This window comes from Arthrobacter alkaliphilus (assembly GCF_021483235.1).
Taxonomy (GTDB): Bacteria; Actinomycetota; Actinomycetes; order Actinomycetales; family Micrococcaceae; genus Arthrobacter; species Arthrobacter alkaliphilus.
In genome coordinates, this window is record NZ_JAKEEC010000030.1 from 12,408 (window position 1) to 35,696 (window position 23,289).

General features: G+C 62.1%; 16 protein-coding genes and 4 pseudogenes. 7 read left to right on the plus strand and 13 right to left on the minus strand.

Annotated elements, in window-relative coordinates; all coding sequences use genetic code 11:
* Positions 1-21: 21 nt before the first annotated feature.
* Complete coding sequence (locus L0B83_RS17030) at positions 22-360, minus strand: hypothetical protein (protein WP_234759743.1); 339 nt, start codon at positions 358-360, stop codon at positions 22-24.
* 670 nt (positions 361-1,030) lie between these two features.
* On the opposite strand from L0B83_RS17030, the pseudogene L0B83_RS17035 reads away from it, so the two are divergent.
* Positions 1,031-1,466 (plus strand): annotated as a pseudogene (locus tag L0B83_RS17035) (transposase); the annotation flags it as partial.
* Positions 1,467-1,473: 7 nt separating this feature from the next.
* Here L0B83_RS17035 and L0B83_RS17040 read toward each other — a convergent pair.
* Positions 1,474-2,871, minus strand: a complete 1,398-nt coding sequence (locus L0B83_RS17040) for an IS30 family transposase (RefSeq protein WP_234759744.1) — start codon at positions 2,869-2,871, stop codon at positions 1,474-1,476.
* A gap of 43 nt (positions 2,872-2,914) precedes the next feature.
* Here L0B83_RS17040 and L0B83_RS17045 point away from each other — a divergent pair.
* Positions 2,915-3,208: pseudogene (locus L0B83_RS17045) on the plus strand (integrase core domain-containing protein); the annotation flags it as partial.
* Between the two features lie 371 nt (positions 3,209-3,579).
* Positions 3,580-4,278, plus strand: coding sequence for a TetR/AcrR family transcriptional regulator C-terminal domain-containing protein (locus tag L0B83_RS17050; protein WP_234759745.1), 699 nt, complete (start codon positions 3,580-3,582; stop codon positions 4,276-4,278).
* Between the two features lie 380 nt (positions 4,279-4,658).
* Here L0B83_RS17050 and L0B83_RS20035 read toward each other — a convergent pair whose 3' ends face one another.
* A complete protein-coding gene (locus L0B83_RS20035) occupies positions 4,659-5,186 on the minus strand; it encodes a response regulator (RefSeq protein ID WP_372461211.1) in 528 nt (175 codons plus the stop codon).
* A 403-nt stretch (positions 5,187-5,589) separates the two neighbouring features.
* Positions 5,590-6,233, minus strand: a pseudogene (locus L0B83_RS20040) (cation diffusion facilitator family transporter).
* Between the two features lie 715 nt (positions 6,234-6,948).
* On the opposite strand from L0B83_RS20040, the gene L0B83_RS17065 reads away from it, so the two are divergent.
* A complete protein-coding gene (locus L0B83_RS17065) occupies positions 6,949-8,037 on the plus strand; it encodes a fatty acid desaturase family protein (protein ID WP_234759748.1) in 1,089 nt (362 codons plus the stop codon).
* A gap of 221 nt (positions 8,038-8,258) precedes the next feature.
* Positions 8,259-9,038, plus strand: coding sequence for a TetR/AcrR family transcriptional regulator (locus L0B83_RS19925; RefSeq protein WP_308194012.1), 780 nt, complete (start codon positions 8,259-8,261; stop codon positions 9,036-9,038).
* Positions 9,039-9,374: 336 nt separating this feature from the next.
* Here L0B83_RS19925 and L0B83_RS17075 read toward each other — a convergent pair whose 3' ends face one another.
* The 4 genes from L0B83_RS17075 to L0B83_RS17090 all read right to left on the minus strand — a co-directional run bounded on the left by L0B83_RS17075 (position 9,375) and on the right by L0B83_RS17090 (position 13,279).
* Positions 9,375-9,833 (minus strand): hypothetical protein, encoded by a 459-nt coding sequence (locus L0B83_RS17075; protein WP_234759749.1) that lies wholly within the window; start codon positions 9,831-9,833, stop codon positions 9,375-9,377.
* 371 nt (positions 9,834-10,204) lie between these two features.
* The gene (locus L0B83_RS17080) at positions 10,205-10,540 is read right to left on the minus strand and encodes an alkaline phosphatase family protein (protein WP_234759750.1); all 336 of its coding nucleotides are present in this window, start codon (positions 10,538-10,540) and stop codon (positions 10,205-10,207) included.
* Positions 10,533-11,030, minus strand: a complete 498-nt coding sequence (locus L0B83_RS17085) for a hypothetical protein (RefSeq protein WP_234759751.1) — start codon at positions 11,028-11,030, stop codon at positions 10,533-10,535. The genes L0B83_RS17080 and L0B83_RS17085 overlap by 8 nt, the downstream gene beginning before the upstream one ends.
* Positions 11,031-11,668: 638 nt before the next feature.
* On the minus strand, positions 11,669-13,279 hold the full coding sequence (locus L0B83_RS17090; RefSeq protein WP_308194013.1) for an FAD-binding oxidoreductase: 1,611 nt from the start codon (positions 13,277-13,279) through the stop codon (positions 11,669-11,671).
* 165 nt (positions 13,280-13,444) lie between these two features.
* Here L0B83_RS17090 and L0B83_RS17095 point away from each other — a divergent pair, with 165 nt between their 5' ends.
* Both L0B83_RS17095 and L0B83_RS17100 read left to right on the plus strand, forming a co-directional pair.
* A complete protein-coding gene (locus L0B83_RS17095; RefSeq protein ID WP_234759753.1) occupies positions 13,445-13,960 on the plus strand; it encodes an IS110 family transposase in 516 nt (171 codons plus the stop codon).
* 105 nt (positions 13,961-14,065) lie between these two features.
* A pseudogene (locus L0B83_RS17100) lies at positions 14,066-15,313 on the plus strand (IS256 family transposase).
* Positions 15,314-16,091: 778 nt separating this feature from the next.
* Here L0B83_RS17100 and L0B83_RS17105 read toward each other — a convergent pair.
* The 5 genes from L0B83_RS17105 to L0B83_RS17120 form a co-directional block, all read right to left on the minus strand.
* Positions 16,092-16,604, minus strand: coding sequence for a hemerythrin domain-containing protein (locus L0B83_RS17105; protein ID WP_234759754.1), 513 nt, complete (start codon positions 16,602-16,604; stop codon positions 16,092-16,094).
* A 452-nt stretch (positions 16,605-17,056) separates the two neighbouring features.
* The gene (locus L0B83_RS19790) at positions 17,057-17,188 is read right to left on the minus strand and encodes a hypothetical protein (RefSeq protein ID WP_268821053.1); all 132 of its coding nucleotides are present in this window, start codon (positions 17,186-17,188) and stop codon (positions 17,057-17,059) included.
* Between the two features lie 504 nt (positions 17,189-17,692).
* Entirely contained in the window at positions 17,693-17,998 is a 306-nt protein-coding gene (locus tag L0B83_RS17110; RefSeq protein ID WP_234759755.1) for a helix-turn-helix domain-containing protein, read from the minus strand.
* Positions 17,998-18,351 carry a type II toxin-antitoxin system RelE/ParE family toxin gene (locus L0B83_RS17115; RefSeq protein WP_234759756.1) on the minus strand — a complete coding sequence of 118 codons (354 nt, stop codon included), beginning with the start codon at positions 18,349-18,351 and terminating at the stop codon, positions 17,998-18,000. The genes L0B83_RS17110 and L0B83_RS17115 overlap by 1 nt, the downstream gene beginning before the upstream one ends.
* A 621-nt stretch (positions 18,352-18,972) precedes the next feature.
* Positions 18,973-22,980 carry a dsDNA nuclease domain-containing protein gene (locus tag L0B83_RS17120; RefSeq protein ID WP_234759757.1) on the minus strand — a complete coding sequence of 1,336 codons (4,008 nt, stop codon included), beginning with the start codon at positions 22,978-22,980 and terminating at the stop codon, positions 18,973-18,975.
* Positions 22,981-23,289: the final 309 nt, after the last annotated feature.

Below are 23,289 nucleotides of genomic sequence, written 5' to 3' on the forward strand. Positions count from 1 at the left end.
AGCTCAGGAGACAAGGCCACCTCAGCCAAGTCGATAGTTTGCGTCTATCGACAAAGCGAAAGAATGCCAAAACCTGCGGGCGCTGAGCTCCCTGACTCTTATTTCAATCTCCGGGCCGTGGACCTCCCCGGCGTCACCGCCGACACCAGCGGCCCCGCCGTGCGGATCCGGTAAAGAGATGACGATGCGAAACTGCTTTCCGCAGGCCTTGAAGGCGATGGCGCTGAGGTTGCCTCGTTGGCTGGAACGGACGTCGGTTGCATCGAAGGCCAGTAGCGCCCGTTCGGCATGTTCCCGTGAGTCCCCAATGCTGAACGAGTCACCACGCGTGCAAAAACTGCGGTTATCAAAAGGTCCCATTAGTCCAACTATGCGCCCCCGCGCCGCTCTACGACTGCTTCAGCCCATCGGCGGGACGAACAAAAAGCCGCAGGAATGATTTTTGGGGTATTCCAAGTGCAACCAGGTCGGCGAGGCCTAGTGTTGGCTGTGTCGGCACACGCCGCGCAACCACCCTCAGGGGGTGCATGAACTCCAACCAGTCCAGCTCCGAACAGTTCATGCTGTACCTAAAAAGCCTGGGTGGTTCAGAAGCTGACGTTGCCGGACCGGTCTGCTGGGTCAGCGATGAGGACACCGTGCAGACCGTCGTCTCGCGGATGAGGGGGAGAGGTACGCACATGGTAAGAGCATTATGGACCCCTTCATTCATCAAGTCTGCGCGCAAGTCGTAATCAGCAGGCACGACGAGCACAAGACCCTTCACCTGCCGCACCTTCCGCTAACAAGGGGGCTATCTGCTGGATATTTACCCCCACTGATTCCGCCACAGCCAGCACTATCTTCCGGACGATCCGTCCGGCGGGCAGCATGGGGCCCCGGGTAGCTGGCAGGGGCCGATGTCTCAGACCAGAGCCGGGTAGCTGGCAAGGGATGGAATCGGCCGCTGCCGGAGACTTCTTCATATGGAGGAATTTCCCTGTGCTGAGCCGCTCGCGCATAGCGCTCCACGCGACGTGCTGTGCCTGCGGACCCCGAGTTTGGGTACCGGTTCCTGGTCGATGGAGCCCGCACCTCGGGCGGGGCAATGTCTGATCGGACCGCCTGGCGGATCTGCACGGACAACGGCTGGTGGTCAGTCTTCGGGAAGAAGCGTGGCAAGACCAAGAAGGCCGGCCCACCGGTCCACGATGACCTGTGCCGTGATCGACAGCAATGGCCGGACCCGGCACGAGTTCACCGCCGATGCTCCGAACCGGTTGTGGCTCTGGGACATCACCGAGCACGCCACCGCCGAAGGCAAGCTCTACCTGTGCGCGGTCAAGGATGATTACTCCAACAGGATCGTCGGCTACTCGATCGACTCACGGATGAAATCCCGCCTGGCCCTGGCAGCACTGAACAGTGCGGTCGCCCGACGCGGTGAGGTGGCCGGCTGCATTCTGCATACCGATCGCGGATCTCAAGGCGTATTCAACCGGTCGAAGCAACAGTTGCTATTGGGACTGAGCTTAGCTGGTCCGCGAAGGCTTCCGCTGGAATGCGCCATCCTAGGATGCCGCGCGGCCGGTTGTTGATGATGTCGGCGACAGCTTGGATCTCTGGGGTGCTCCAGCGAGAGATGTCGGTGCCTTTCGGGAAGTATTGCCGAAGTAGCCCGTTGAGATGTTCGTTGCTCCCGCGCTGCCACGGGCTCTTCGCGTCGGCAAAATAGACCGGCAGCCCGATTTCCTGCGTCAGAAGGGCGTGCGCGGACATCTCCTTTCCCCGGTCCCACGTCAGGGAGCGTCGCAGGTCCGCTGGGAGCGGCTCGAAGGTCCGGACGAGTGCGTTCTTCATCGTGACCGCGCCGTAGCCAGCTAATGCTGGCCCATTCTTTGTCGGCTTGACCAGTCCGTAACCCTTCTGCCGGGGCAGATGAACGAGCATGGCGAAACGCGTCGTGCGGTCGATCAGAGTCGCGATCGCTGACCGGTTGAGACCAATGATGAGATCTCCTTCCCAGTGGCCTGCGACTTTCCGCTCGTCGGCTTCGGAGGGTCTCTTCTTCAAGGTTGTGGCGTCGGTGACATGCGCCCAGGCTTGCTGACGTGTTCGCGCGCGTGGCATACGTTTCGTGCGCCCTCGGCGCAGATGCCACGCCTGCTGCCTTGCGAGTCCGCCTCGGCTCGGAACGTAAAGGGCTTGGTAGATCGCTTCGTGCGAGATCCGCATCGTTGGATCATCCGGGAACTCGACCGGCAGGCGTTTCGCGATCTGCTGAGGGCTCCACGCCCTCACCCATTCGCGGTCCTCCTTATGCGGTTTGTTCTTCCCGTCCCAGATCGGGCCGACCGGGCCCAAACGTTCTCCTCCGCCCGATCTGACGTGTCCGCTGAGCTTGTCATTGACGTAGTCGCGGAGGCCATCGTTCGTGATCAGCTTCGCGGTCTTGGGACGGCGGGCTCGTCGTTCGGCATGCCACTGCGCTGTAGACGCCTTGTAGTCCAAGCGATACGTTCTCGTCGACGCGTTCCGACGCAGCTCGCGCGAGATCGTAGACGGGCTTCGGCCCAGTCGGCGAGCGATCTCTCGCACCCCACAGTCTTGCGCACGCCACAACGCGATGTCCTCACGGTCGCTCGAGGACAGATACCGTCCGGACAGTGTCGGGGCCAGCTGAGGATTCACACCGCCAGCGTGCAGGAACCAGCGATGCGCGACGGGCTCTGACACGCCGGCCGCGACGCCGGAGTCCCGGGTCTTCGCACCGGAGGCGATCGCGACCCAGAACCGTACTCGGTCCTCGCTCCAGGCCACCGACGGCCGACCCGGTGAAGGGATCTGCCCTCGATACGCCCGTACTTGCTTCTGCCGATTGCGAACCGACATCCAACACCTCCGTAATCGGGTGTTGCTTCGACCGGTTGAATACGCCCAATTTCGGAGCAGGAAACTCGTCCATGCCCTGAATCGTCATGGCATGACCGGGTCGATGGGCAGGGTCCGGGCATGCGGGGACAATGCGGCGATGGAATCATTCTTTGCCCTCCTGCAAAAGAACGTCCTGGACCGGCGTTCCTGGGTTACCCGGGAGGATTTAAGGATCGCGATCGTGGCCTGGATCGAACGCACCTACCACCGCCGCAGACGCCAAGTCACACTCGGCCGTTTGACCCCCATCGAATACGAGTCCATCATGAACACGCAGGCCACACAGGCCGCGTGACTAACCACTNTCACACTCGGCCGTTTGACCCCCATCGAATACGAGTCCATCATGAACACGCAGGCCACACAGGCCGCGTGACTAACCACTCTCACCTATCCGTGCAGCAGACCCGTTCCTGGCCGGACACCGGGCACCAGCTGGTGTATAGGCCATGGACGCGGGGGCCGGTGTCGTCGTTCACGGTATGAGTAGCCATCGGATTCTCCTAAAGGCTTGCGTGAGCAGCCTGAACGGCCACGCAACTCTGATCCCTCGGCTGAAACCATGTTGACAACTTCTCTACGACGTAGACTTTACGGGTAGGTAAGAACGTCAGTAAGCTTCCATACGGGCTGCCTCCCTGACGCAATGAACAGGACGACTCTTACATGGCCACTTCCCCAGACCCCTTCAACAGCCGAAGCTCCAGGAAAGTGCCCCTGAACAAGGACGCCGTGCTTTCCACGGCTCTCGAAATCGTGGACGCTGAAGGTTTGGACGGCCTCACCATGCGCCGGCTTGGCCAGGAACTCAGGCGGGACCCGATGAGCCTCTACCGCTACGCGGCCAACCGGGCAGCCCTGCTGGACGGGGTGACCGAAGTCGTCCTGGACGAACTGACGATGTTTGCCGAAGAGCCGGACTGGCAAGCCCAGCTGCGCGGGATGGCGCACGACCTCCGGCTCCTGGCCCTCCGGCACCCCAACGTCGTAGCCTTGCTGGTCACCAGGCCCCTGTCCACTCCGCTGGGTCTGCGCCCACTTGGCACGCTGCGCCCCCTCGAACAAATTCTGGGACTGTTGATAGGTGCCGGCTTCTCGCCCACCGAGGCCCTTCATGCCTATAGGGCCTACTACGGCTTCCTCTACGGCCACATCCTCAACGAACTCCGCGAATGCATCGTTGACCCGGAGGAAAACGAAGCGCTCCTGCGCCTCGGACTGCACCGCCTCCCCGCAAAGGACTTCCCGCACCTCCGCGCCCTGGGCCCAGTACTGGCCAACTACGAGGGCGACGTTGAGCTCGACCAGGGACTCACCATCCTGCTCTCAGGTCTCGCCGCCCAGCTCCAGAGGAAAGACCGCTGACGCCGTGCCACGGGAACTAACGACGCCGTCATCTGCGCCAGCTTCACCATCGCGGGCACTAAGTCCCAGCAAACGGCTGGTTGTGTGGCACCGGTCGCACCGTCTGCGCCCCGGGATTCACCGGCCGTCAGGTCCGGGGCTCAGGGCTTCGGGGCTTTGAAACTTCATCCGCCGCTCCGGCGAGTGTCTAACACGTGAGGCCCGGAACAGGTAACTACCAGGCATCAGCAAGCCGCATGGCGTCCAATACCAGCACTCCTTTGGACGGGGCGGCCACACTGCCGGCCTCGCTGGTGCAGATAACCAGCGCCGCGGTCACTTTCGCGACCTAGTCTTGGTCACGACTACGACGGTCCTCCTGCGCAAGGTCCCCTGTGCGCTCAAGGTCGCCGGAGACGAGCACCGCCACCTCGGTGGCCGTCGGGCCCGTTCGTGCCGTCGGCCTGGGTCGGGGCCAGGATGCCGGTTTCGAAGCGACGGCTGTAGGCGGTGTATCCCTGGATGGCCCGCCGGACCAGCGTGAGCTGCTCCTCATTGTCATCCTGTTGCGAAAAACAACCCCACGCACCGGCCAAGATAGCCCCAATAAGCGCCGCTTGATCAGTTTCACCCGTCATCAGCACACATCGAATGGTGGCATCAGTAGCTGCGATAGTTCGACAAAGCTCGGTCCCCGAGCCATCGGGCAGATCATCGTCGATGACTACTAGATCCGGACTCAGCGCAGGGTTCCTCCGCTCCGCATGGCGAACAGACTGCGACTCCCCAGAAACTCCGAACCCGTTAGCCTCCAATAGCCCCCGCAAACCCCGCCCGACGAGATCTTCACCAGTCACGACGTACACGCTCCCGAAGGAAGGCGACGTCGAACCAGGGTGACGGCCAGTCCCCATATTCATTCCGTTCATTCGCCCTTCGAGACCCTAAAGGCGCTTCCTAGTTCCTGCAGCCACTCTGGCCCCACCGTGAAAAGGAGACCAGCTACCTAACCCAACAGGTATCTATCGAAAAGCGAACGAACTTGCCGACACACTGACAGGCTAGCCCTATAAGCAAAATCCAGCGACCCCGTCCGGGCTGCAACGGAGGACAAACCTGTCACTACTAGCGCAAAGCCACGCCAAGTTAGACGCCTATAGGAGCATTGGTAAAGACGTCAAAGAAGGCCACGCGGTCTGGAGCCCTTTGACGGCACGCCCTGAACCAACAGCCGGCCACGAAGCGGACGCCCATATGGGTGAGCCCTTACGAACATTCCATTCGGTTAGCCTTCACGGCATTCGGCACCTGTCGACACAGATTTCCGCGACGTCAGTCGTCGTCGTTGGCGGGGACGTAGGCAACCCCAGTCCGAATGACGTGGACGACGTCGACCAACAGCCGGACTGCCGCGACGGCGATGAGTGCAGCGACGAGACAAGCTGCAGCAGAGTCGAGCCAATAGAGACCTTGTGTGATGGCGATGACGGCTCCGACGACGGCCACAACAGCTGCGGCAGCGCCGTCCGCGACCGTGTCGAGGAGAATCGAGCGCATGTGCAGGTCTTCGCGGCCAGCGTCTGCCCCCAGGATCAGTGCAGCGACGAGCATGACGACGGCCGCGATTGCGGAGGCGATCAGGACCGGCCAGCCATGGACCTCGGGGTGCCCGAAATCAGGCGATAGACGGCTTCGGTTCCGACCCACACGGATAGGGCCAACAGCCACAGTCCATTCACCAGCGCGACCCACGTCGTGGCTTTCTCGTTGCGGTGGTGATCCCGGAGGTAGATCGCCAGCAACCCAAGAGCGAGTGCAACCGAATCGGCGAAGAAGTCCCCGCCCTCTGACAGCAACCCAAGGGAGTTCGACGCGAAGCCGGCGATCACAAGGGCGCCGATCATAGCGGCATTCAGCAGAAGGACGAGGCTCACACGGCGACGCTGGCTCACGACCTCAGAGCCTAACTGGGGCATCAGAAACCGCAAAATTACACCGCTCCCCGATCTGGGCGCGAAGACTGTGAAGACCTGAAACCCTGAACTTACGCCTGTAGGAGCCTAGTGGACGAGGTCAAAGAAGGGCCAGGTTTCCGGAGCAATGAGACGGCGCGCCGTGGACACTATCCCCTGCCAAGACGGGACGCCCGAACACCTGTTTGAAACGAAGCGGATACACAGCTGTGCTGAATTATCCACGGCAGGTTGGTACAGTGGGCCTGTCCCCTGGTTCGCCCCCAATCCGGCGGGACTTTCTTGTCCGGAGGCGCGCCGGTCTCGTGCCGCAGGCTCTCAGACAGGCACGGCATCGAACCGAGTGTGTGCCGCGGTACTCGTCGACAAAGACCATAAACCAGATCGGCCTCGAGTTCGGCGCGCAGCTGTTCGCAGGGGTCAGCGTCCCGGCCCACACATACAGGCATCCCGTTGCTTCTTGGTGCGGTTCTTGACTGCATGACTTGCTTTGACAGCTATGCGGTCAAAGCTGGATTCTTCGCCCTAGCGTTCGGGGCCGGAGAGTCCTGGGGCTGCAGTTCCGTCCACGATTGCTTCACACGGCCGGCGGGCCAACTGCCGGCATTCCGAGGACGCATTTGTAGGGCCTTGCGCGTATGCTGGGTGGAGGGTGATCCAGACCGTGCAGTCCGAACGTCGGCTGCAGCGTTGCCCGTTAGCGATACGGGGCACAATCATGGCACCCACGTCCACCGCTGAGCGCTCCAAAGCACGCGTAATTCAGCCAAACCGCGTTGTCCAGAGCTACTCAGAGCTTTTGAAAAGCGTGAAATCCGCAGGCCTCCTCGAGCGTCGCAGCGGCTTCTACATCTGGGTTTTTGTGGCCCTGATCCTTCTCATGGCCGGAACATGGCTCGGGTTCGCCTTGATCGGCGAGTCCTGGTACCAGCTCCTAATCGCGGCCGCCGTCGGCATCCTCTGCACGCAACTGAGTTTCCTGGCCCATGAGGCCGGACACAAGCAGATCTTCGCCTCACGCCGCGCAAACGACTGGTCAGCCCGAATCCTCGCCACTGGAGTGGCCGGCATCAGCTACTCGTGGTGGGAACAGAAGCACGGCGCACACCACAACCACCCCAATGTCATCTCCAAAGACCCTGACCTCCAAAACAACGCCCTGGTCTTCCACGAAGATGCCGCAGCCGAACGAAAGGGCCGTCTGGCGTTCCTGACGAAGAAACAGGGCTGGTTCTTCTTCCCCCTCCTCACACTGCTTGGACTGAGCCTCCAGTTCGACTCCTTGCGCTTTGTCTTCGGCAATCCGAACGTTCGCCACCGCTCGGTAGAGGCGCCTATCCTCGTAGCGAGGCTTAGCGCCCTTCCCGTCCTGGCCTTCACTTTCCTGCCCATCGGATTGGCCTTTGCCTTCCTCGGCGTCCAGATCATGGTCTACGGCTTCTACATGGGGGCCTCCTTCGCGCCGAACCACAAGGGCATGCCCGTCCTTCCGAAAGACAGCCGGGCAGACTTCCTCAACCGGCAAATCCTGACCTCGCGCAACATTACCGGCGGCCGCTTCATGGACTTCCTTCTCGGCGGACTCAACCGTCAGGTGGAGCACCACCTGTTCCCGGACATGGCGCGGCCCCAGCTCCACAAAGCAGCAGCGATCGTCCGCGAATTCTGCGCCAAGCACTCCATCCCCTACACCGAAACAACCCTGGTGGAGTCCTACAGCATCGTGGTCCGATACCTCAATGACGTGGGCCTGGCAGCCGGCCGCGGCTTCGACTGCCCCGTAGCCTCGACGCACGGACGCTTCTAGACGTTCCACACCCGCGTGCACCACGCATGCAGGGCAGCAAGAAGCTTCCCAGTCGCCGGAACGTGGAGTCCAGCCCTACAGGCGACAGAACGCAATGGATTTCGCCGGACACTCCCCCAAACGGCGCCCGGAAGGTATCAACAAATGGTGAAACGTGCAGGCACAACCGGACAGGGCCGCGGCGTTGGAACTGTGATGAGCACGGTCTGGACGCCCTGAGCATGCGGCGCCTCGGGCAAGCCCTGGGCCGCGACCCGATGTCCATCTACCGGCACGCCGCCAACCGGAACGAACTTTTGGCCGGCGTCGCCGAACTGATGCTCGACGAGCTGGAAGTGTTTCCCGACGATACGAACTGGCAGGAGCAGCTGCGCCGGATTGCCCACGCGCTGCGCCGGGTTTGCCTGCGGCACCCCAACGCCGTGCCCCTGCTGGTAACCGGACCGCTGTCCACACCCTTGGGCCTGCGCCCGGCCGGGACCCTGCGTCCGCTGGAACAGGTCATGGGGATACTCATCGGCTGGATCGGCGCACGGGAAGCGACCCGCGCCCTGATTGCCGCCTCCTCCACATGGCTCGAGCCCCACCTCGTACCGCGCTTGTACGGTCTGCTCGTAGACGCAGCCGTCTCCCCAGGCCACGCGGTCCGGATCATCGAGCGAGCCGATTCGGCGATGACCGAAAGTGGCGCCTGCCCGCCATGTTCCATAGGCTTCCAGGTCGCCGCAGCAATGAGCTACGCAACGGCAGGACGAGAAGACGCCGCCAGCTGCAGGCTCGCCAAAGCCGAGCAACTGGCCGGCATGTGGCCAGGCGGACCATGGCACGCAGCCGTCTGGGAAACACGTGGACTGCTTCGTCTCGCAGAGGGCCACGATGATCAGGCCAACGCCCTGTTTCATGAAGCTGCGGCGACCTTTGCCGAGCTGGGGAGGCTCCCGGACGAGCTGCGCTGTCTAGCCCGTGCAGCACATAGGTCAACGCCCACCACGAGCGGCTGAACCCTCACTGATGGTCAGCCTCCCCGCCTATTCGCTATAACTGTTAGTCCGCCGAAGAACCACCACGGCAGGACCGTGATAGCGTCCCGCAGAGTGGTGTGGCGGGCCGTCGAAAGACGAGGATGACGGGAAGGTGTCTGACATGGTGGGCAGGAGAACGGGGGGACTTATGCGTCGCGGATACGAGGCTTTCACGCATTGGCTATGGCCACGCTTTCCGATATTTTGCCGAGGATGAGATTCGGTATGGCGCCGGCAGTGCGGGAGTACTTCGACGACAGTGCCATGGTAGACGAGTTCTGGACCTGAGCTTGAGCCTGGCTCCTTGCCGCCTGACTAGGCGGCAGGCCGGTCTTCGAGCCGCTTGAGGCCTTTGCGCAGAGAGGCTGCCACGGGCGCGCCCCGGGTTACTACGATCATGAACGTGGCAATGCGCCCGGCAATACTTGTGGGCTGCCGGTTCCATATAACGTGGATCCGTGACCCGCCGCCATCGCTTGGTTTGATCCGTGCGGTGACGTAACTGCCCGGTGCGCAGAAGTTGCTGTCTTGCACCGTCCAGGTGACGGCATCGGGAGTTGACCAGTCGTAGTGTTCCTTTGCCCAGATCGGCCCACCGGGGGCTTTGCTGCCCTCCCTGATATCCGCGGAAGTCTCTCCCACCTGGTAGACCTCGTACATCGGCGGGTAAATCCCGGGCCAGATCTCAGGCCGGCGAGGGCTGAAGTCCAGCAATGCTGCCCGTACTCGTTCCGGCCCCACACGGGTATCCACGTCCATTTCCACCCTCGGCATGCCCACTCCTTCCCTTGATGCTTCCAGTGTCAGCATTTCCGGCGGTTTCACAAGGCCCGTTGCTGGTCGAGAACCCGAACATCTTGCCCACCGACTTGCCCTGAATTGCAGTAATCCGGCACTGATTTTTCAGCTCATATATCCCATCGAAATTCTATTCATTCCAAGAAATCAACGCATGGGTGTAAGTCTTCGAACCTCCGGTCGCCTCGCCGTTTCGGGTGCCATGTATGAACCGTGCTCATTAAAGATGACACCGGTGGCCAGCCACCCATGCTCCACGGCGAGGCCACAATCATCGTTACGCGCACACCAAGGCCGAAGTGCCCCGGGACATCCTTGTTCCCGTAATAGGTCGGGCTGCCGTCGTATCACTCCCCCGCGGTCGAGACCGTGGACGCACCCGGGATCTGCGGGGTGTTCGGCTGCGGCGAGACGATGTGGTCGAAGAACCCGTCATTCTCGTCATACGTGAAGAGCACCGCTGTCTTGCTCCACACCTCAGCGTTGGAGGTAAGGATGTCCAGGACGCTCGCCGCGTACCAGGCGCCGAACTTCGGCGGCCAGTTCGAGTGCTCCGTGTAGGCCTCCGGGGCCACTATGTAGGACACGTGCGGAAGCTTGCCCCCAGCAACTTCCTCCCTGAGGATCCGGAACAGATCATCACCGGCCTTCGCGTTCGTGCCGGTCCGTGCCTTCTCATACAACGGGCTTCCCGGTTTTCGCGTCCTGGTACTGCTTGAAGTACAGCAGCGAAGTGTGGCCCTGCGAGGCGAGTACGAACTCGTTTCTGAAGCGGATGCTGTCGGCGGGAACCACCTTCGCGCAGTCAGGATCGGTCAGAGCCAGGGCCGTGGTCCCGGTCGCGCCGGTGTTCGCGACGGATGCTGTGGCGTTGTCCGCGAAGACCGGGGCCAGTGCGGCTGTCGAACCGCTCAAGGCCGCCTCGTACACGGCAGGCCCGGTGGTGTCGGCCGGATTCGAGGCGGTGATGAAGATTTTGCCATGGTAGATCGCGGCGGTGGCCATCCCGCCGCCCTGCGTCATCCCGGTGTAGGCGAAGTTCTTCACCGCGGTGCTGCCGGCGGCCGGTGTCACGGTGTGGAAGGAGGAGTTCCCGTCCTCGTTCGTCGTCACCAGCAGCCGCTGGCCGGCGTCGTCAGCGTGCAGCCCGTCGATCTTGCCCTTGATCGTCAAGGGACGCGCCCGGCATTCCGTCCAGGGAGTATTGCTCGATCGTGCTCGTTCTGGAACGCCACGTAAATGTTGTTGCCAAGGCGTGTGATGTCATCCGGCTTACGCTCGCCGCCCACGGCAGCGAACGTCTTGACCGTATAGGGCTACACCGGGGCGGCGACGGCCGGGACGGCCGTGCAGCTCAGGAGGGCTGCTGCGGAGAGCGCAGCGCCGAGCAGGAAGGGCTTGCGGGAAAGTCTGATGTCCATGGCCCAATTCCTCAGTGTCATAGGTCGATTCCCCATCGCGACCATCCTCCGCCCACCGCATGGACGCAAGGTTGCGGGGAATTAACGGAGCACGGCCGCCCGGTTGGAAACGTCCAGCACAATGGCTTGGCCCTGAACTACAAAGCACGCATGGCCGCCCCATAGTTACTAGCGTCCTAGGGCTCGTCCGAGGAGCTCACCGGGAATCAAAGTCCGGCTTTCCTGCACCGTCTGACCGGTCGGCTCAACGACCTGCCGCCGAACACGTGGACAGTCCGCATACCCCATGCCTCCCACCTCATGCACGAGGAAAACCACGCACGCGTCAAGAGGGCGATCATCGATTTCCGCACCGCTCAGACGCGTGCAACAAGCTAGACCCGGGACCGGTCAGGACGGAGCTGGCTGACCGGCGGAGGGTTTGATGTTCTGATTGGAGCTGAAAATGTTTTCAGGGTCGTATATGGCCTTGATCTGCGCCAATCGCTGGTAGCCGTTGCCGTAGGAAGCCCGGATCCGGGCCTCCCCCTCGTCGTTGTGGAGGAAGTTCACATACTCTCCGCCGGTGGCGTGCGGTTCCATCGCGGCGAAGTACTCCCTGCACCAGCCTATGTCGACATGATCCTGGCCCCCTGCCGGCCACGCGGCGTTGATGTTCATTGCGTGCGCCGCGTCCCTGCCCGACGCTGCAGAGCCGCCCACAGGTCCGTCGATCATGGCACCGCCCATATGAAAGAGCAGCGTGTAGGACGCGGGCGAGTTCTTGGCCCATGAGCGCTCCACCAGAACGTCAATGGCGTCCTCGGTCAGCGGCGGAAGGTAGTGGGACTTCCAGTAATAACCCCAGTGGTGCGGCACACTTGCATCGAACATCGACTGATGCTCGACATACGGTTTACGCCTGACCAGGTCCGCCGCGGGAGGCCCGAATTCCCGGAGCGGCCGCAGCAACGCTTCCCCATCATCAAGGTCACCGGAATAACAAGGAATCACCAAAAGCACATCTGTTCCGCGGAGGTCCTCCGGGACCCACTCCAGCGCCGGCGCGGTCCGCAGGTTCAGGTACACCGCGAGCTCGTCCGGGGCACCGGCAATAAACTCACGATAAAAGGAAAGCACCTCGCGCCTGTTCGGCCTGAACAGGATTGGACCGGCCAGCACAGTCGGGCCCAGCTTGTGGAGTCCGAACTCGAACTCGGTCACGATCCCGAAGTTCCCGCCCCCGCCCCGGACCGCCCAGAAAAGATCCGCGTTCTCGTCCGCAGCCGCCCGGACCCGATCCCCGTCTGCCAGCAGCATACGGGCAGAGAGCAGATTATCCGAGGTCAGGCCCCACCGGCGGCTGAGCCAGCCGAACCCTCCACCGACGGTCAGCCCGGCAACTCCCGTATGCGTCACGATCCCGCCAGGCGTAACCAGACCATGCGCCTGCGTCCCAGCGTCAACATCACCCCACAGCGCTCCGGGCTGGACCCGCGCTACACGGGCACCCGGATCGACCTGGACACCGCGCAGCACGGAGAAATCGATTACCACCCCGCCCTCACACAAAGCCGAACCCGAGACATTGTGGCCGCCTCCCCTGACAGCCAGCGGCAGGCTCTCCCGGCGCGCGTATGCCAATGCCACGGCCGCGTCCTCCACACCGCGGCAGCGCGTGATCAGGGCAGGGCGCCGGTCAATCGCACCGTTCCAAATCCGCCGCGCTTCCCCATAATCGGGATCCTCCGGCGCTAGAACCGCACCCTGAAAACCATCCAGAACAAGACTCATAAAGGCATCATCACCCCACACCGCTCCCACTGGCAACGACAAATCTTGAACCGCGAACCGGAAACCCGACCGAAACCCACTACAGCCAAAAAGTCCTGACGCGTCTTGGAATACAACAGCTTTACAAGACGCCACCAGGCCTGTCCGGACTGTCCGATAAACAATGTAGATGGAGTTGCGGCTACGGGCGGGTCTGACTTGCTGATTAACTGACGTGCTCTCGGGCATTGTCCTGACACCGACGGGTCGGCGCGTACCGGGGTCGCGCTCGTTTCGGGTGGCCGGACCGGGCGGGACGTGACTTCATAGGACCTTGCTCGATCAATGACTCGTCATTGTTATGTCCGCCCGGCCTGGCGAGGGCATCCCTCATCGAAGGGAGACCCCACCAGCATGAGCAACAACGCTCAGACGACGCAAGCAGTGATCGTCATCGGAGGCATCGACGCGCACGCCGACACTCATCATGTCGTCGCGCTCGATACGACCGGGAAGATACTCGGCGACCACCCTTTTCCCGCTTCATCACGCGGATATCGTGACGCACTGGACTGGTTGGCAAAGTTCGGGTTAATTGACAAGATCGGCGTCGAATCCACCGGTTCGTATGCGGCCGGCATCACACGGTTCCTCCTCGAATCAGGTGTCGATGTCGTGGAAGTCAACCAGCCGCACCCGCACCTGAGAGCGCGCCGCGGCAAAGACGATTCGATCGACGCTGAAGCAGCAGCGCGCAAAGCGCTCTCGGGGCAGGCCACCGCGATCCCGAAGGTCACCACGGGTGTTGTCGAGTCGATCCGTGTGCTGCGCTTGGCCCGGGAATCCGCGGTTCGTTCCCGCACGAGAACGATCGTCCAACTGCGCAGTCTTCTAGTCACGGCACCTGCGCAGCAGTGGAGTCCCGCATAGTGGTGTAATGCCACGGTGGTTGTCTGCGTCGTTGCTGACGTGAAGGCGGTCACCGTGTGATCCTTCGAGGAAACTCTCACATCCCTCTCGAAAGGCATCAACACGATGACCGCTCCTCATATTGTCGACCCGCGACCGTGCTCGGCGAAGCCCTGACCGACGCGTCCCCGGATTTGATGCGGCACCTGCTGCAGACCATGATTAACGCTTTGCTCTCGGCTGACGCCGATGCCGTTGTCGGGGCGGAATGGGGCGAACGCAGCCCCGAGCGCACCACCCACCGCAACGGCTACCGGCATCGGAACCTCGATACCCGTGCCGGGACGATCGATGTCGCCGTCCCGAAGCTGCGGCAGGGCAGTTACTTCCCGGAATGGCTCCTCGAACGCCGGAAACGGTCCGAGGCCGCACTCATCACCGTGATCGCGGACTGCTACCTCGCCGGCGTCTCGACCCGCCGGATGGACAAATTGGTGAAGCAGCTCGGTATCCACTCCCTGTCGAAATCGCAGGTGTCCAGAATGGCGGCCGATCTCGACGAGCACGTGGACGAGTTCCGGCACCGCAATCTCTCCGAGGCCGGCCCGTTCACCTTCGTTGCCGCGGACGCGTTTGACGATGAAGGTCCGGGAGGGCGGCCGGGTCGTGAACACCGTGGTCCTGATCGCGACGGGGGTCAACGGCGACGGCCGGCGTGAGGTCCTCGGCCTCCAGGTCGCCACGGCGGAGACCGGTCCGGCATGGAACGCGTTCTTTGCCGATCTCTGCGCCCGCGGCCTTGCCGGGGTGCAGCTGGTCACCTCCGACGCGCACGCTGGGCTCAAAGACGCGATTGCCGCGAACCTGCCCGGGTCAGCCTGGCAACGCTGCCGCACCCATTACGCAGCGAACCTGATGTCCGTGACACCCAAGAGCATGTGGCCGGCCGTGAAAGCGATGCTGCACAGTGTCTATGACCAACCCGACGCCGCCGCGGTGACCGCGCAGTTCGACCGGACCCTGGACTACGTGAGCGAGAAACTTCCCGCCGTCGCCTCGCACCTGGACGCGGCCCGGGCAGACATCCTCGCGTTCACCTCGTTCCCCAAGGACCTCTGGCAACAGATCTGGTCAAACAACCCCAACGAGCGGCTGAACAGAGAGATCCGCCGCCGAACCGACAGTGTCGGCATCTTCCCCAACCGGGACGCGATCATCCGCCTCGTTGGTGGCGTCCTCGCCGAGCAAACCGAAGAATGGGCCGAGGGACGCCGCTATCTCGGCCTCGACATCCTCGCCCGCTCCCGCATGCGCCCCATCGCTGACACCGGAAACGAGGCAGACACCGACACGATCATGGCCCTCAGCGCCTAAGCGAAGGATCAACCGTTACACCACTCCACGGGACTTGACCACGGCAGCGCACAACGGGTGTATGCGCCGTGATTCTTCTGGCACTGACTTCCTTGACGCTGGGGGGTGTCGGAGATCAAGACGGAACCCGGGATGTTTTGGGGTGGGTCGGTTTGCTCTTGGTTGTTGCTGGGGCCGGCTGTTGTGCGGTGTTTCTTCTGCGGGGGCACGTCAAAGGCTCTCAGCTGATATTCGCACCAGTCGGTTGGCTCCTCGTTACCTTGTCCGTGCTGACCGCGCTTATTGCCATATTTTTTGTCGTAGAGCTCTTGGAAGGCCCTAGTCATTTTTTCACTGTGGCGTATGAACCGGCCCTTATTGGAACCTGGCTTGCAGGGATGTTTCGACCCGAAGATACCTTCGCTAAAGACGACGCCAGGACGGCGAATGGTGAGAACGGCGCATCGGCCGTTGGACCATGATGCCACTTGAACTCTTCTTGACAATTGGGACACTCGCGCCAGATGAACCCGTCCGAGTCAAGCGGGAACTCTACAGAGACCTCCATGGCGTCTACCTACCACAACCCACCCAAGGGTGTTCGTGGAGTGCAAAGAGGTGCCGGGCCGTATCCCCGCACGCCGCGTTGGACGGGTTTTGCGCACTCTGGGCAGGAGGTTCTGTATGTTCCTCGGGACAGCGCCTAGCTTGGGTTGGCGCGGCAGCGTCTTTCTTCCCTCGGCCCGCTTCGTCGCTGGCCTCATCTTGCTGTGACCGCAGGTTGTCGATCGTTTGGCCGTTATTGGTGCTGTTGGACGTAGGTGTCGGGATCTACGTCCTGGCCGGTGATGCCGTTGGCGTGGGCTGCTTCGAAAACGCTGAACGCCAGCGCGATGGAGTGTCGTAGTTCCAAGCTGGCGTGCCGGCGGAAGTCGCTGAGTCCTTCGCGTTCTTCCTCAGCCATGTGGTCTCCGTTGACTTCGTTCACTTGCCCCACGGTGTCCCACCAGGCGTCGGATCCGGTGGCATGCTTACTGACGGCGGCGATCGCGTCACGGATTTCGTTATGGTCGTGGATCGCGTCGCTTGTCTCCTCCTCCGGTGAGGCGGCGTCATCACCGCCTTTGCCCAAGGTGAGTAGTTCCGGATAGAACAGCAACTCCTCGGCCTTCGCATGGACCTCAAGGAGGACACGCAGCCGAGACCACACCGCATTCAGGTCAGCCGGGGAGGCCTCGTGCATTTCGTCCAGGAGAGCGAACATGCGTCGCTGCTCGTGATGATCGTTCAGGATGACCTCTGTGATGTCCATGCCGTTTCCTTTCGGGCTCGATTCCTCTCCGGGAGGCGGGCCCCGCGACTGAGTCCACCCACGTCCTTGAGATGGAGTTATCAAAAACTATGCCACGGCCTCGCCTGATGGCCCCAGCGCCCCGGAGTGGTGGGTCTTCCGTGAAGACCCGGGCCCAGGACGTCGTCAGGTGGATACGGGCTGTGAGGATGATGGCCCTTGGCAGCAATGGTTCCTGCCTCGCCGGACATCGGTAGGGAAATTTCTTTCCTCATGGATACCGCCAAAATGGCTTTCGAGACGAAAAAACAACCGGCGAAGGACCACGCTTACGGACAGTTGACCCCTTCTCCGAACCGAGGCGAGTGTCTCACAACCCAAATGCCTCGATTCACTAGCCATACAAGACAGTGTCACCAGCCAGGATGGCGGCCATTTGTACCGGAGGGGGCAGCGGTGAGTGGAGCGCATGGTCAGAATTCGATGGTTTCGAATTCCAGGAGGTCTGCGACGCTGACCACGGGTTTACGGTCACCGCTGTGGTGTTCGCCGGTTTGGCCGTTGGGCCAGTTCTTGTAGTCCTCTTCCGTGGTCCAAGTGGTCACGACGAGGCCGTGATTCGGTTTCTGGCAACTGTCTGTTGGTAGTCCTCTTGTGACCCTACGGACGCCAAAGGCTTCTGTAGCGGCGGCCTCAACCAGCCACATTGGAGGCGTGACTTGGATGTAGCCCGGTCATGTCGTTCCGCCTCGGGAATACCATGAAGAAGCAAGACCACAGAATCTGCCACTCAACGAAGAAGGAAGGCGAGGCACCCGGGCACAAGAAAGGCCCCCGAAGGGGCCATCCGTGAACATTTGTGCACACTCAGAGGCAAATAAGCCTCTGAACAGTTAAAATACGTGCCCGAGGTGGGACTCGAACCGGGTTCCAGACCCCGGAAACACAGGGAAGTTCCGAAAACATGCCGATTACGGCCCGATCCGGCACCGGTACGGCCGAGTCCGACAGCCAGGGTGTGCACATTGTGCACACCCCATTTTTCGGCTTTTGAACCCGCTTCCCAGCCATGACCAAGTTGTTCAAACGTCCAGGAACGCGTTGCCGGGTCAGGCGATCTGGATCCGTTCGTCGCCGAGTTCAACCTCGACACGAAGCCGGCCACCGACCGCTTCGACGTATTTCCGCAGCGTGTCGACCTGCGCGCGGTCGATGTCGCCGTGCTCAATGCGAGACACCCGGTTCTGGCTGACGTGCAGCCGTGCAGCCAACTCGACCTGCGTCAACTCCGAGGCCTCGCGGAGCTCCCGAAGCCGGTAAGCCCGGACCTCATCGAGCAGATGCTTCTTGCGGGCGTCCACAGCAACCCGGTCAACAGGCCGCTTGGCCAGCATCTCTTCGATAGTCTTTGCCATCACGATCCTCCTTTCAGAATTCTCAGATGATCATCGAACAGGTCATCCGCAATCGGGATGTTCGTCTTGTACCACTTGCTCCAGTTGCCGGCCTTGTCACCTGCGACAAGCAGGATCGCATGCCGTTCAGGGTCAAAGGCGAACAAGATCCGCAACTCCGACCGGCCACTCGACCCCGGACGAAGTTCCTTCATGTTCCTATGCCGCGAACGAACCACCGTATCGACCAGCGGACGGCCAAGCTGCGGCCCACGCTCAGCAAGTAGCTCCAACGCGGCGATCACCTGCTCGTACGAGTCCTGATCGAGCGCGAGCAGCCACGACTCCACCAACTCTGCGTCAACATTCCACACCGACCCATGCTACAACCCACAGGTTCTACAACTCAAGAGCTATACCCTCGACCCAGCACTCTGAATTTAGATGCCAGCGTTCACACGATTCAATTCCGCACGATGGTCCAGCGACGGCCATCACTGTTGTTCGTATCGTCGTTGCTGTTCAGCAGGAGGGAGCCCGCCCCGTCTGCGCCAACCGTGCCCCCGTAGGAGCCATCCTCGGAGACAAACCAAGGGGCTTTTCAGCCTTGGCGGCAAAGCAAACTGCGTCGCGCTTGGCACAGGGGCATTCACGTCAGCTTATCTTCGCGCAGGCGTCCCGGCGCTTACCTCCGCCAAGACGGCTGTCGCTAGCGACAACCATTTCCGAAAGCTGTCCCACCTGACGTTCCCCGGCCACTACTGATGTCACATCGAGATACTATCTGGCTCCTCGAAATCGAGGTTGCATGAGGGGTCTGAATCCTCCGGTTCGAGCAACGATCCCGCGTGGGTTGATCGTTTCTCGGGGCCAGCCGAAGAACGCGAGCACGCTGTTTAGCGTACGACCCAGACTCCGAACCTCGACGCCAATCCTCGAGCCCGACCCCGTCATCTGCCGAATCGCCACCAGGTTATTGCGAATGGAGCGCTCGTCTAGGCATTTGAAGCGTGCTCATGCATATGAGCAATGCGGTCATCTGCGCCCTCAAAATCGTCCTCGATGTCCGCGATGACGGCTGCCGTGCCGTAGACGACCGAGGCATCGGTGCCCGCTATTGCCGCTTTGTCCGCGTCAAGGAGCAGCAGGCTTTGCAAGCTCGCGATCTCGTCCCAGCCCGATCGGCCTTCTTCCGCTAAGTCCTTGGCGGTTGACAGGTCCTCCATGACCGCCGTGCCGATGATCGTCAACATCTCGTGGAGTGCCGAAGCGTATTCGGTTCCAACGTGAGCGGACGTGAGCTCATCGAGCTGCGCTTTGACGCTGACGAGACCCTCCGACGATTCTTCGAGAACCCGGCCTTCGTCGTCGGGGATCATAGAACTTCCGCGGATCGCAATAATCGCCGCGATCGACGAGAGACGACGAGCCAGCCGCAGATAATTCCCATACGGACCGGAAATCGGTGTCGCGCCTAGTGAACTTGCGAACGCGGAGGGCGCTTCGCGATTGCCAAGTGGGAGAACCCCTTCATGTGCGACCTGGAAGATCGAGGCACGCGGGAACCCCTCGGGCGAGCTAAGCCCAATCCATAGACAGCGGTCCGGCTGGTCACGAGCATTCCGCGCAGCATCCGCGAGGGTCGCAACGGAATGCAAATGAGCGAGGACACTTTCCCCTTCCACGACGATCGCTAGGTCTCCGGGAGGCCAACTCAACATCGTGTGGTCGGACCAGCTCGGGACGACGGCTACGGCGTACCCCGAGCCGGCGAGCGCGATTCGCATTCGCGCGGCCTCTTTCTGGAGAGCGACGGAAGAGCGTTCGGTCGCAACGGCGGCCGCAGCCAGAATCCTTGCACTTCCTGTGTGCCGGCCAGCCGCGGCTCGCATGGATGCGCGGACCGAGGTGTCCGCTCGTGCGCTGGCGGACGCGATCATGCGCAAGCCGCGGAGAGAGTCGAGCAGCCGAGCGCAGTCGGGCGGATCGGGGAGGTAGCGGTATCTGTCGAGTTCGATCAATGTGCCGACCTTGCGGATGAGGTCGTCAAGTATTCCGGCTGCCAGGATGGGGCGTCGCTCGGCGACGACTGCCCGTGCAAGGTTGGGAATGACATGCTGGAGCAGCGACCGTACGACGGTGACGGCGGTACTTTCAACGGGATAGTCGCCGAGAGTACCAGGAACCTCGTCCGTGTAACCTTCGTCTGCCGGAGCATTCATCTCCGGAAGCAGTGCCGTTGCCGCCTGGAACCTGCGAACAGTTGCTTGTGGCATGGCTCGATCGCCCAGGTGGGCGATCGTGATCTCTGGGAGCAGATCGGTTATGTCCCCTAGCGCTGTGGCCTCAGCCGCGAGCTTGGATGTCACGGTGCCCGCGCCGTATTTTCGGGCTAAGGCTCGAGCCTGGGCTCTATTCTCGGAGACTTCGAGGCTGTGTGGCAGATTCTCCCGTGGGATTGTTTTGTCGACGAGAGGGTAGTCGCCGAGCTTGACCAAACGTCCGAGGGCATCGACTGCACTAACTTTCGCAATCATCGCCGTGGGGGCCAGGGCGAGGGCGAGCCGGCAAACTTTGACGACCGACTCGTTCGGATCCGGCTGTAGCTCCTCGTCGATGAAGATCCAGCTGCCGGCAACGCCGTCATCCGCGCGGTCCAGCGCGTCTAGCCACGGCGTTTCTGTTGCGATCCTCCGCAAAAGAAGTTGTTCGCCGCCAGCGGCCGTGACAGCGCGTTCCGCGAGTTCGGGTGCGGCGCGGCGTAACGCTTCCGTGATGTCGGCCGCGTCGTGCAGCGCCCATACCGTTAGTCGGGTGCCGATTGCGTCCGCGGCGGCCTCTAGGGCTGTGGGGTCAAAACCACGAAGTACGGTGATGGCCTGCAATAGGAGATGAATTGTATCGTCATCGGAGACCGCAGTGGTCACGAGTTCTTCGACAAGCTTCGCGTCGATCGTTCTCCACAGGGATTGGACATCCGGATCGGTCGGGACGCGCCGGAGCCGCTCGACGGCAGCGACAATCTCAGGCTTGAAGAGCTGGTCAGTGTCGGGGCGCGGCTGCGTGCGGGACAACCTGAACGCAGTAACAGCGTCACCTGCATCAACGCCACATTCGTCGAGGATGCGCCTCCAATCGTCGGCCCGCCGTCGCAACCCGTCGGCGCGGAAGGCCGACGCGACCGCTATGAGCGTTTGCAGTTCGTGATCGCGTGTGACGCGCTCGGTTGCGGCTTGGATCACAACTACGGGGTCGGTTCCGGATTCGAGCGCGCGTCGGAGGAATCGTGCGAGTTCGGAGGTGGGTACAAGTGCGACGGCGCGTCGAAGGCTCTCCCGCTGTCCGAACGGGTGGGCTGCCCGGGCGAGCGCTGAAGAGCGAATTTCGTGCAGGGGTCGTAAAAGATTGCTCGAGTCCTCGATGACTAAGTGCTCGTCGATTAGGCGACGGCTGGCGGCGGTGAATGCGCCAGGATCGGCATCTAAGGCCAATTGGATCGCATATGCGGGGACGGCGACCCCATATTGGTTAGCGCAAGATGCAAGGCGGAGAATCTCAAGCTCGAGGTACCGACTCTCGTCGGCTTCGCGCGCCCGGATTTGCGCACCGACTACGGCATCGAGGTTCTCGCCTTCGGTGAGCAGAGTGACGTATTCCAGAAGGAGCCCGCCTGCGCGTTCGGCTGGCTCCCTCCAGCCGGGCCAAGCGGTGAGATCGTGGGCCCGGTAGTCACGCCAGAGCTCCTCTGCGAAGGCGTCGTCCAGCATGGGCGTTATCGTGGCGATAGACGACAGCAGCGGGACCGGGAAGCGGTCTTCCTCGCGGATCGAAACAAGGGTGACCACGTTCGGCAGATCCGCGAGCCGCCGCAGCAGCCGGTCGAGTAAGTTAGGCTCATGGCGCCCAGCGTCGTCAATCACAACCCCAACTGGGGCATAGACGCTGGGTCGCAGGGACTCAATGCGCGCAACGAGCAGAGCAACAGCATCACGACCGGTGCGCCCCGAGGGTGTCAGCGAGTGAATTTGCTGCCAGCGATACAAGGTGCGAGTCTCGTGAACGGCGGTGTAGGCGAGCGCGCTCTTGCCGCTGCCGCTCGGCCCGCTGATGACCACTAGGCGGCGCGCCTCGGCCACTTCGATCACCTGCCGTATGAGGTCGGGGCGGCCCACGAGCATTCCGGCAGCGACATGCGAAGCTCCCACGTGCGCACCCTGCCGTAGGTCCGAACCGTCGCCTGGCCTCCCCCAATCAATGGCCTCACAGACCCCGAGCGACCTTGCTTCGTCAAGCAGTTCCAGATCGACAGTCGCGAGGACGTGGTCGACGAGGGCATCGATTCCGGCGATGTCAACGACTGCACGGTTTGCCGCAAGGCGATCTGCGTTTGCGTTGCTGGTCTCTCCGATCTGCGTACAAACCGCAGCCACGATGATCTCGGCGAGCGACTCTGGAATGCCACGGGCCGTGGCGACAATATCGATCGCTCGAGCCTGGGGGTCCGGACACAACGCGACAGAAATCGAGGCCGCAAATGCTGCCCTCGCTTGGTCGTCTCCAAGGAAGACCGCATCCAACTCGCAGGACAACTCCGGCCCGGCGGTTGAGCCTGCCCGCCGAGCGCTGTCCCACCTTGGTATCTGGATGCCGACGACGGGACGCTCAAGCAGCAGGATCGTCGCGGGTGGAAGCCCCGCATCCTGGCGCTTCACCCAAGCGGTGGCGACGGAGCGAAGATGTTTGCGCAGCTCCGTCGCCGGGAACTCGCCCGCGGTCTCGCGGCGCGACTTGACCTGAATGAAATGCGACCCGCCGCGGGACTGCACGGAAATGTCGTCGTACCCCTCCGGGGTCACCAGCGCGGTCGCCTCGCCCTCGCTCCACAGACTCAGCACAATAAGGGCCGTGACGAGATCCTGATAACGGAACCCGCGCCCGGCACGGGCGCCAGACCTTGAAGCCGCCCACAAATCGGCCTGCGGTTCGGTCGGAGAGTCTGGCAACGCGGACTCCGCAGACCGCGATCGAACTTGGTCGCCGAAGCGCTGTTGGGCCTCGCGCCGTCGGCGCGCTTCAGCATTTGAACGATCAGAGTTTCGACGGGTCACGTTTGGATGGTATCGGAAACGTCCAGCTGAATGTCCGCGCCCAGGTACCCATGAGCCGTCACTAGACCCTGTTCCACGGAATGATCAGCAAGCGAAAGCGAGGAGGCAACCGAAGTCAATCCGCAAATTCGCGTGGAGGAGTGACCTCGGATGACATCGCGAGAGCCCACCACACATCATGGGGCTTTCGATGCCCCTCGCGCT